The sequence below is a fragment of the Symbiopectobacterium sp. genome (assembly GCF_051710365.1).
Lineage (GTDB): Bacteria > Pseudomonadota > Gammaproteobacteria > Enterobacterales > Enterobacteriaceae > Symbiopectobacterium.
In genome coordinates this window covers 1-10921 of sequence record NZ_JBPETA010000108.1, presented here as the reverse complement: position 1 = coordinate 10921, position 10921 = coordinate 1, and the positions used below count along the sequence as shown (strand labels likewise).

Sequence of the window (10921 nt, the reverse complement as noted above, 5' to 3'; positions counted from 1 at the left end):
CGCGCTATACCGAATGGAGCACGGGCGGTATGACTTCCAGCTTCAGCAAAGACAAGGTGTCGCCCTATGCCGGGTTGATTTACGACATCAACGATACCCTCTCTGCCTATGTCAGCTACACCTCAATCTTCCAGCCGCAAGATAACCGAAGTGTTAATGGCAACTACCTGGCCCCGATTGAAGGCAAAAACTATGAAACCGGTCTGAAATCCGACTGGCTTGATGGCCGCCTGACGGCATCCATGGCCTTATTCCGCATTGAGCAGGATAATCTGGCGCAGACCGATGGCAGCAACAAGGTCCAGGGGTCGAGCGATCAGGCTTACTACGGTGCGCAAGGGGTGACCAGTAAAGGTGTCGAACTGGAACTGAACGGAGCCCTGACGGATAATTGGCAGATGACGTTCGGTGCCGCGCGTTACGTTGCCAAAGACGCGGCGGATAACCGGGTGAACAGCCAGCTACCGCAAACCACGTTGAAATGGTTCACGCGCTACCAACTGCCGATGTTGCCGGAACTGACGTTGGGCGGTGGGGTAAACTGGCAGAACGGCACCTTTGTGGATACCTCGGGGCCGAATGGTGCGGCACGTGTGCATCAGGGAAGCTATCCGTTGGTTAACCTGTTTGGCCGCTACCAGATCAACAAACAGCTGGCGGTGCAGGCTAACGTCAACAATCTGCTGGATAAGAGCTATTACAGCGCCCTCAGTGACAGCTATGCCTATGGCGCTCCGCGCAGCGTGTCCATGAGTGTGAATTACAACTTCTGATGCGCAAACGCACCGATCGCACAATCGGGGCGTTTCTCTTGACGGCGATTACAACTGGGCAAAACAGCGACGTGCTGCCGCGATGGTGTTGTCAATATCCTGCTGGCTATGCGCCAGTGACATAAAGCCCGCTTCAAACGCTGACGGCGCCAGATAAACCCCTTCGGCCAGCATCAGGTGGAAGAAACGCTTAAAGCGCTCCACATCGCACTGCGTCACATCCTGATAGCAGGTTACGCTCGGTGCGTCGGTGAAAAACAGACCGAACATGCCGCCCATGTGATTCACTACCAGAGGAATGTGCTGCGCTTTGGCTGCGGCTTCCAGCCCCTGTGCCAACTGAGTGGTCAATGCGGTGAGCGTGTCGTGCACTCCGGGTTTAGCCACTTCGCTCAGGCAGGCAAAACCCGCTGCCATGGCAATCGGGTTACCGGACAGCGTTCCCGCCTGATACACCGGACCGGTTGGGGCCAGCGCTTGCATCACATCACGCCGTCCGCCAAAAGCGCCTACTGGCATGCCGCCACCAATGATTTTACCCAGACAGGTCAGGTCGGGTACCACGCCGTAGTGCTCCTGTGCGCCGCCTAATGCCACGCGAAAGCCCGTCATCACTTCATCGATGGTCAGCAGAGCGCCGAATTCATCGCACAATGCGCGTAATCCCGGCAGAAACTCAGGCAGTGGCGGAATACAGTTCATGTTGCCAGCCACTGGCTCAACGATAATCGCTGCAATGTCATCAGGGTATTGCTCAAAAGCCTGACGGACTGACGCTAAATCGTTATAGATGCAGGTCAGGGTATGGCGGGCGAAATCAGCGGGTACGCCGGGGGAATTAGGCTGGCCCAGCGTCAATGCGCCCGATCCCGCCTTGACCAGCAGGCAGTCCGCATGGCCGTGATAGCAGCCCTCAAACTTGATGATTTTGTCACGGCCCGTGAAGCCGCGCGCCAGACGAATGGCGCTCATGGTCGCTTCGGTACCGGAATTCACCATGCGCACCATATCCATCGACGGCACCAGCGAGGTCACCAACCGCGCCATGTGCACTTCCATTTCGGTTGGCGCACCAAAGCTCAATCCGCGCTCTGCGGCAGCGATCACCGCCTGACGAATAGCGGGATGGTTATGTCCCAGCACCATGGGGCCCCAGGAACCGACATAATCGATATAGGCGTTACCGTCCGCGTCGTAGAGATGTGATCCTTCCGCCCGCTCAATAAACAACGGCACGCCGCCGACGCCGTTGAACGCGCGCACCGGCGAGTTGACGCCGCCGGGAATGAGCTGCTGTGCCGCAGCGTAGAGACTTTCTGATTTATTCATGGAAAGGGTCCTGAAAAGAGAGCGGAGTTTTGCCTATTGTAAACAACGCTGTCGCGTTATCAAATTTGCGTCATTGATGTAAGAGGGAGAGAGAGGCGTTATGTGATGGATGGGCGTATACTGTGCCTCTTTGGTATTAGCTGCTTTGGTTTATCCTGTGACGACTTCCCGAGATATTTCCCTGATTGACGTGCGCCGTGCCGCGATTCGGCAGTTCCTTCGCCGTGATAAAACGCCGGTGATGATTCTGGTGTTGGCTGCCCTGGTGGGTACATTAGTTGGTCTGGTTGGGGTGGCTTTTGAGAAAGGGGTGAGTGCGCTACAAGCACTGCGTTTGGAAACGGTGACGCAGTGGGCGCACGCAGAGTGGCGCTGGCCGCTGGCATTTCTCTTTTCTGGGCTGATGGCTGCCGGGGGGTATTATCTGGTGCGTCGTTTTGCGCCGGAAGCGGGGGGCTCGGGGATTCCGGAGATTGAAGGCGCGTTGGAGGATCTTCGCCCGGTACGCTGGTGGCGCGTATTGCCAGTGAAGTTCTTCGGTGGCTTGGGAACACTTGGCGCTGGCATGGTGTTGGGCAGGGAAGGGCCAACGGTGAAACTCGGCGGCAACGTGGGCGGGATGATCGCGGATTTATTGTCGGCCAAACGCGCAGACGTGCGTCATTCTCTGTTGGCAACCGGTGCGGCAGCCGGGTTATCAGCGGCGTTCAACGCCCCGTTGGCGGGGATCTTGTTCATTATTGAAGAGATGCGGCCGCAGTTTCGCTACAACCTGATCTCCATAAAAGCCGTGTTTATTGGCGTCATCATGTCCAGCGTGGTGTTTCGGGTGTTCAACGGTGAGGCGGCGGTTACCCACGTTGGCACTCTGCCCGATGCCCCGGTCAACACACTCTGGTGTTATCTGCTGTTAGGCATTGTGTTTGGTGCGGTTGGCGTGGTGTTTAACCGACTGGTGTTGGGGACGCAGGCGCTGTTTTTACGTTTTCATGGGCAGAGTCTAGCGCGCTTTATTCTGGTCGGGATGTTAGCTGGTGGGCTGTGTGGTGTGCTTTCGCTGGCATTCAGCGACGTTTCCGGCGGGGGTTTTGCCATCATTCCCGACGTAACGGCGGCGCACTACAGCGTGGGCATGCTGCTGCTGATATTTTTGTTGCGTATGGTGCTGACGCTGTTGTGCTTTGGTTCTGGCGCGCCCGACGGGATCTTTGCGCCGATGCTGGCGTTGGGCACCGTGCTAGGCGGTGCTTACGGGTTGATCTTACACGGTGTATTCCCTGACTATGCATTAGGTGCTGGCACCTTTGCCATTGCAGGAATGGGCGCGTTGTTTGCGGCATCAGTACGCGCCCCGCTGACCGGGATTGTGCTGGTGCTGGAAATGACGGATAACTATCAGTTGATTTTGCCCATGATCATCACCTGCCTAGGGGCGACGTTAATGGCGCAGTTTTTAGGCGGACAACCGCTATATTCTGCGATTCTGGCCCGAACGCTGCAACGGCAAAATGCCTTAGAGCAGCGTGCGGAAAATGAACACAAGGCCAAACCTTGAACCTTGTTTCCCGCTGTTGGATAATGAGCGTATGATTGGGATAAGGCAAACGGCGTGCGCCGCCCAATAAAAGACAAGCTGGGAGTACGACAATGAGCGATGAAGTAATGGCTGTGCCGCTGCAATTCACTGATGCGGCGGCAAAAAAGGTGAAAGTCCTGATTGCTGATGAAGAGAACCCGGAGCTGAAACTTCGCGTCTACATCACCGGGGGCGGCTGTAGCGGCTTCCAATACGGTTTCACTTTCGACGATAAAATTAACGACGGCGACATGACCATTGAGAAACAGGGCGTGGCGCTGGTGGTAGACCCGATGAGTCTGCAATATCTGGTCGGTGGTTCGGTGGATTACACGGAAGGTCTGGAAGGTTCGCGCTTCGTGGTCACTAACCCGAATGCGAAAAGCACCTGCGGCTGCGGCTCTTCTTTCAGTATCTGATTATCCTACCGCTGATATCGAAAAAAAACCGCGTTCTACAACGCGGTTTTTTGTTTTAACGGGCTGAATAAACCAACCTGCGCCATCACCACTCAATCGTGATCAGCCGCTGTTCCTGATGGGCTACCGTGCGAGCTCCTGCGCTTAGCGAGGTTTGCGTAATCTTTGGCATCAGCGCTTTTGCGTTCGGGCATTCAACGCGGGCGGTGGCTGCGGTTTCCTTGACCTCACAGACAGCAACCACGTTCAACCCTACATTGATTTGCCCGCTGTGGTGCTTGCCGCATACGCAGTATTGCAGGCCAGCATCAACAGGCCCGCGTTAAGCAGACTTATTTTTATCACTTTTCTACCTGGTGTTAAAAAGAACCGTTGCCGGCTCAGTGCACAAATGTGCGTTATCAAATCGTTATGTTTTGGTTTGTATACGGTTGCGTTTTAACCGTTTGCGGCATGATAACCGGTTTTTAACTGGATGAAAAGCGTGCAGTCATGCCTGCACGAGCGCAGGCATGACCCTATGATTTACTGGGCGGGGAGGGCAGCGAGTTGCTGACAAATGTACTGGGCTGCCAGCAGCATGCGCGGGCTGCTGCGATTAAACCAATCTTCGTCTACCGTAATAATTGGCACGGACAACTGCGGCGACCAAAAATCACGCGTGGCGGCCGCATCGGCAGCGGTGCCCGTTGTAATGATCACCTGTGGGTTGCGCCGCAATACCTGTTCACGACTGACCTGCGGCCAGGGCACCTTACTGTCATTGAAAACATTGACGCCGCCACACAGGGCGAGCACCTGGTTTTGCAACGACTGTTTGCCTGACGTGAACAGCGGGTGTGTACCAAATTGCAGGAATACCTGATGTTTTGACGCATGGGCGTAGCGTGCTTTCAAATCAGCCAACTGCTGGCGTAAGGTCTGCGCATTTTGTCGCGCCACCTCAGGGTGCGCGCTGTATTGCCCAAGCTGTTCCAGAATGGTCGGTATTGCCTCCAGCGAGGTAGGATCAAGATACAACACCGGGATGCCAAAGGCAGAGAGTTGCTCAAGCGGTCGCTGCGGGTTCCCTTCACGCCAGGCCAGAACCAAATCCGGCTTTAAGGCCAGCACCCGTTCCAGATTGATACCTTGCCAGGAGGCAACCTGTTCCCGCTGTTGCGCTTCAGGCGGGTAGTTTGACCAGGCACTCACACCAATCACCTGATCGCCCATGCCAGCGGCGAAGGCCAGCTCCGTAGCGTGGGGAGCCAGACTGATAATGCGCTGGGCGACAGCGTCTGCGCTGGCCCGTCCGACCATGAACAGACACAGTATTACCAGAATTACCAGAAGAGAGAGCCCGCGAACGCGCATCAGGCTTTTCCGGCGAGCTCTTGCAACATGGCGCTCACCATGCGTGAGGATTGCTGGGTCGCCACGGCCAGAAACTCGTCAAAACTCAGGTGAGAGGCTTTGTCTGCCACATCGGAAATGGCGCGTACTACGACAAAAGGCACACCGAACTGATGGCAAACGTGAGCGATTGCCGTGGCTTCCATTTCGACCGCGACGGCCTGTGGGAAGGTGCGACGGATGCGGGCCAGAGGTTCGGCACCGTTGATAAACGCATCACCGCTGACAATCAGCCCCTGAACGGCATTCAATTGCAGAGACACAATGGCGCGCTCGGCCAGCGCAATAAGGGAGGCATCGGCGGAAAACGCCGCCGGGCAGCCTGCCATCTGGCCCGCTTCATAACCGAAGGCGGTGACATCGGCATCGTGATAACGCGCTTCATTGGATACCACGATATCGCCGACGTTCAGGGTCGGTGCCAGGCCGCCCGCAGAGCCGGTGTTGATGACGATGTCAGGGCGGGCATGTTCCAACAGCAGCGTGGTGCCCATCGCCGCGGAAACCTTGCCAATACCGGATTTTAACAGCGCCACTTCGACACCGTTCAGCCACCCGCTGTAGATTTCGCATCCGGCGCGTGTGAAGGTACTGCGGTTTTCGATGCGATCGCGCAGGATCGTCACTTCTTGTTCCATGGCCCCGATGATGCCGACTTTCATAAGATTCCCCACAAAATTTCGAATAGTTAGCCGTAGTCTGTGTTGTGTAGTCTATCATGGCTAACGGGGTGAAATGGAACCCAGGCGTGATTTTGGCGGCGGTAAAGGGGGAAGGGGATGTCCGATATCGATTTTTCAAAGAAATTCAGCGTTCAGCGGCCTCTGAGCAAACCGATCACGGCGGAGAGTGAATATGAATCGTCCGCCTGTTCGAAAGCGACAGGGGACGTATCATCAACTCTGCCGCGATCCGTCGTTTACAGCAGAAGACGCAGATATTTCCTCTGGAGCGTAACGCCGCTGTGCGTTCGCGGCTGACACACTCGATGGAAGTGCAGCAGGTCGGTCGCTACATCGCCAAAGATATTCTGGTGCGGATAAAAGGCGAAAATCGGCTGGATGCCCTTGGTCTGTCTCTGTGGCAGACGCCCTTTGAAAGCATGGTAGAAATGGCCTGCCTGATGCACGACATCGGCAACCCGCCCTTTGGCCATTTTGGTGAATCCGCCATCAACAACTGGTTTAGAAAACGGTTGGATGCCGCTTATATTCAGGATGACGCATTGTCGCGTGATGATGCTTGTCAGGTTGAAGCCCTGCGGCTGAAAGGCGATGCGCATGACGCATTGCGGCGTCAGGTGCGACAGGATCTCAGCCATTTCGAAGGCAATGCACAGGCGATTCGTTTGGTGCATACGCTGCTTAAACTGAATCTCACCTACAGCCAGGTGGGCTGTATTCTCAAATATACCCGGCCAGCGTATTGGGTCGGCGAGGTGCCCGACAACTATCGCTATCTGATGAAAAAACCGGGGTATTACCTTTCTGAACAGGATTTTGTTGCCGACTTGCGCCAGGAATTGTCGCTGGACGAATACCATCGCTTTCCGCTCACCTACATCATGGAAGCCGCTGACGACATCTCCTACTGCGTTGCCGATCTGGAGGATGCGGTAGAAAAAGAGATCCTTACCACCGAACTGCTTTATCTGTACCTGCGCCAGACCTGGGGCACGGTCGATCCCTCGGATCTGTTTGCCAAAACCGTAGAGCAGGCGTATGAAAGCCGAAAACGGCACCGCTGGCGCAGCACCGACGATCAATTTTTTATGCAGTTGCGCGTCAATACGGTGGCGAAATTGGTGCCTTACGCGGCGCATCGTTTTATCAAAAATTTGCCTGCGATTTACGCTGGCGCTTTTGATGAGGCGCTGCTGGAAGACAAGGGAGCGCAGGCCAAACTGTTGCGGGTGTTCAAAGAGGTTGCTCGCAAATATATGTTTAATAACGCAGAAATTGAAAATCTGGAACTGCAAGGCTATCGCGTGATCGGGGGGCTATTGGACATTTATCACCCGCTGCTGGAAATGTCTTATGATGCGTTCAGCCAGATGGTGAATGATGATACGCATCCGCACTACCCCATCGAAACCCGGCTCTACCACAAGCTTTCCAGCAAACATTGCCTGGCCTATCGTGAAGCCACGCTCCAACTCTCGGCACTGTCTCGTGAGGAACAGGAGATTTGGGAATACTATTATCGGGCGCGCTTGATTCAAGATTATATCAGTGGAATGACAGATCTTTACGCTTACGACGAATACCGGCGGCTGATGGCGGCGGAATAACAATTTATGTAAAGCGGCTCCATACTTGCTTACGTTTGGGCCAGCGCGCGGCGATGAACTTTGTGCTTTCTTGTTTATCTGATATAGCGCGAACGCCAATTGAGCCTGTTTACGAACCCGCCAGCGCGACATCGAGAGGGTGGGATGGTAAACAGGTTCGGCGACGTGGGATTCACCTGTTGATACGACGAGATAAGAGATCATGAAAAGAAAATCATTGGTTCTGAGTGCATTGGCGCTGAGCCTGGCAATGAGCATGGGGCACGTCTTTGCGGCGACTGAGGCGGTAGTATCGACATCCAGCCAGATGCCAAGTCTGGCTCCGATGCTCGAGAAAGTGATGCCTTCTGTCGTCAGCATATCCATTGAAGGGCATACCGACGTCAAGCGCAGCAATATTCCGCAGCAGATGCAGCCTTTCTTCGGTGAGAATTCGCCGTTCTGTCAGGAGGGGTCGCCCTTCCAAAACTCCCCAATTTGTCAGGGGGCTGAAGACGAAGGGGAAGAGGGCGCGCCCGCAAAACGTGAGAACTTCCAGGCATTAGGCTCTGGTGTGGTGATCAACGCGGAGAAAGGCTATGTGGTAACCAATAACCACGTGGTCGACAATGCGGACAAGATTCAGGTGCGGCTTTACGATGGGCGTAAGTATGATGCCAAAGTGATTGGCAAAGACCCGCGTACCGACGTTGCGTTGATTCAACTGATTGATTTTAAAAATCTGACCGCCATCAAGATCGCTGATTCCGATCAGTTGCGGGTGGGTGATTATACCGTGGCGATCGGCAACCCCTACGGCCTAGGCCAAACGGCGACGTCCGGTATTGTTTCGGCGTTAGGACGCAGCGGGCTGAATATCGAGAATTATGAAAACTTTATCCAGACCGATGCCGCGATCAACCGAGGCAACTCCGGCGGGGCGCTGGTTAACCTTAATGGTGAGCTTATCGGCCTGAACACCGCGATTCTGGCACCGGATGGTGGAAACATCGGTATTGGTTTCGCCATTCCGAGCAACATGGTGAAAAACCTGAGCGCGCAATTGGTTGAGTTTGGCGACGTGAAACGCGGCGAACTGGGTATTACCGGTACTGAGCTCAATTCCGATCTGGCGCAAGCGATGAAAGTGGATGCGCAGCGCGGGGCATTTGTCAGCCAGGTCAGGCCAAAATCCGCTGCTGACGAAGCAGGCATCAAAGCCGGTGACGTCATTTTGACGCTGAACGATAAACCAATCAGCAGCTTTGCAGCACTGCGCGCCCAGGTTGGTTCCTTACCCGTCGGTCGCAAGGTCAAGCTGGGACTGCTGCGTGAAGGCAAACCGTTAACGGTAGAAGTGACCTTGCAGCAGGCCAGCCAGACACAGGTGGCCTCGGGTAATCTTTACACCGGTATCAGCGGCGCATCGCTCAGCAATACCGAAATCGACGGTCAGAAAGGCGTGAAGGTGGACGAGGTGAAAGCCGGATCGGCGGCCGCGAAAATCGGCTTGAAGAAGGATGACGTTATCCTCGGTGTGAACCAGCAGCCGGTGCAGAATCTGGGTGAACTGCGTAAAATTCTGGACAGCAAGCCTCCGGTGTTAGCGCTGAACGTGCTGCGTGGCAATACTACGATTTATCTGTTGGCACAATAAACGGTAGCAATTTCAGACTGAAAGGAGCGTATCAGGTACGCTCCTTTTTTATTTTCCCCTTAGCCATCCGCCTCCTCGTTATTATTTTGTGATACTTCCCGCAATTCTAAGGAATTGGGTCAATGTTTGTGAAATCGCACAATGTCCAGCTTTCAGGGCAACGTTATGATAGTACAATTGTCACTTTCTCTTACCAGGGGCGGGAATGGCGTCATATCACCTCCACGCAAAGCTTGCGCAGGATATCGTTGCGCGCACCATGCAAATTATTGATAGCAATATCAACGTGATGGATGCCCGTGGGCGAATCATCGGCAGCGGCGACCGAGAACGTGTGGGCGAACTGCACGAAGGGGCGCTATTGGCTTTGTCACAGGGGCGTGTAGTCGATATCGATGATGCGGTTGCCCGCCATCTGCACGGAGTGCGGCCTGGTATCAACTTGCCGCTACGTATTGACGGTGAAATCGTCGGCGTAATCGGCCTGACCGGTAATCCCGCCCATTTGCGCCAGTTTGGCGAACTGGTGTGCATGACCGCAGAGATGATGCTGGAGCAGGCTAGGCTGCTGCACATGTTGGCGCAGGATAGCCGTCTGCGTGAAGAACTGGTGCTAAACCTGATTCGCATGGACGAACTGTCACCCGCTCTGATGGAGTGGGCACAACGTCTGGGGATCGATCTCAATACGCCGCGTGTGGTGGCCGTTGTTGAGGTGGATAGCGGCCAATTGGGCGTGGACAGTGCGATGGCAGAATTGCAGCAGTTGCAAACGCTGTTGACCACGCCCGAGCGCAACAATCTGATCGCTATCGTGTCTCTGACCGAAATGGTGGTGCTGAAACCCGCGCTGAACAGCCATGGTCGTTGGGATGCCGAAGAACATCGACGTCGCGTAGATAACCTGTTCTCCCGTATGACTGAGAGCGGCCGCCTGCGGGTACGGATGGCGTTGGGTAACTACTTTACCGGACCGGGCAGCATTGCGCGTTCTTACCGTACTGCGCGTACCACCATGGGCGTAGGGAAACAGCGTATGCCCAGTCAGCGTTGCTACTACTATCAGGATTTAATGCTGCCAGTGTTGCTCGATAGTCTGCGCGGTGGCTGGCAGGCCAATGAACTGGTTCGTCCGTTGGCAAAGCTGAAAGCGATGGACGGCAATGGTTTGCTGCGACGTACGCTTAACGCCTGGTTTCGCAATAATGTTCAGCCGGGCGCTACGGCTAAGGCGCTGTTTATCCATCGCAATACGCTTGAATATCGCCTGAACCGTATTTCCGAACTGACCGGGCTGGATTTGGGCAACTTTGACGATCGTTTGCTGCTCTATGTGGCACTGCAACTCGATGAAGAAGAATAATTTGCTATCTGATTGATCCAACCGTCATTCCGCACCTGATTTTTCTTTTTTCGGGACTTGACGGTATTCTGAAGTTCTGAATTTATTACTGCTTTTTGCAGACCAATCAGCATGAGTACTCCCCACGTTACCATCCGTAA

General features: G+C 54.8%; 8 protein-coding genes and 1 pseudogene. 6 read left to right on the top strand and 3 right to left on the bottom strand.

What is annotated here, in order from left to right; genetic code table 11:
• The coding region (locus ACTBDZ_RS11030; RefSeq protein ID WP_438815342.1) for a TonB-dependent receptor domain-containing protein at nucleotides 1-773 on the top strand (773 nt) is incomplete at its 5' end.
• 48 nt (nucleotides 774-821) lie between these two features.
• Here the strand turns inward: ACTBDZ_RS11030 and hemL are convergent.
• Nucleotides 822-2102 (bottom strand): glutamate-1-semialdehyde 2,1-aminomutase, encoded by a 1281-nt coding sequence (gene hemL, locus ACTBDZ_RS11025; RefSeq protein WP_438815341.1) that lies wholly within the window; start codon nucleotides 2100-2102, stop codon nucleotides 822-824.
• A gap of 157 nt (nucleotides 2103-2259) precedes the next feature.
• Here hemL and clcA point away from each other — a divergent pair, with 157 nt between their 5' ends.
• Both clcA and erpA read left to right on the top strand, forming a co-directional pair.
• Nucleotides 2260-3657: a H(+)/Cl(-) exchange transporter ClcA gene (clcA, locus tag ACTBDZ_RS11020; protein ID WP_438815340.1), complete on the top strand. Its 1398-nt coding sequence runs from the start codon at nucleotides 2260-2262 to the stop codon at nucleotides 3655-3657.
• Between the two features lie 92 nt (nucleotides 3658-3749).
• Complete coding sequence (erpA, locus tag ACTBDZ_RS11015; protein ID WP_222157826.1) at nucleotides 3750-4097, top strand: iron-sulfur cluster insertion protein ErpA; 348 nt, start codon at nucleotides 3750-3752, stop codon at nucleotides 4095-4097.
• 525 nt (nucleotides 4098-4622) lie between these two features.
• Here erpA and btuF read toward each other — a convergent pair.
• Nucleotides 4623-5453: a vitamin B12 ABC transporter substrate-binding protein BtuF gene (btuF, locus tag ACTBDZ_RS11010; protein ID WP_438815339.1), complete on the bottom strand. Its 831-nt coding sequence runs from the start codon at nucleotides 5451-5453 to the stop codon at nucleotides 4623-4625.
• Nucleotides 5453-6154 carry a 5'-methylthioadenosine/S-adenosylhomocysteine nucleosidase gene (mtnN, locus tag ACTBDZ_RS11005; RefSeq protein WP_438815338.1) on the bottom strand — a complete coding sequence of 234 codons (702 nt, stop codon included), beginning with the start codon at nucleotides 6152-6154 and terminating at the stop codon, nucleotides 5453-5455. Before mtnN ends, btuF begins: the two co-directional genes overlap by 1 nt.
• Before the next feature lie 117 nt (nucleotides 6155-6271).
• Between mtnN and dgt the strand changes: the two are divergent.
• From dgt to ACTBDZ_RS10990, 3 genes and pseudogenes are all read left to right on the top strand, one after another.
• Nucleotides 6272-7782 (top strand): annotated as a pseudogene (gene dgt / locus ACTBDZ_RS11000) (dGTPase).
• Between the two features lie 202 nt (nucleotides 7783-7984).
• On the top strand, nucleotides 7985-9418 hold the full coding sequence (gene degP / locus ACTBDZ_RS10995; RefSeq protein ID WP_438815337.1) for a serine endoprotease DegP: 1434 nt from the start codon (nucleotides 7985-7987) through the stop codon (nucleotides 9416-9418).
• 205 nt (nucleotides 9419-9623) lie between these two features.
• Complete coding sequence (locus ACTBDZ_RS10990) at nucleotides 9624-10781, top strand: CdaR family transcriptional regulator (RefSeq protein WP_438815336.1); 1158 nt, start codon at nucleotides 9624-9626, stop codon at nucleotides 10779-10781.
• Nucleotides 10782-10921 lie beyond the last annotated feature (140 nt).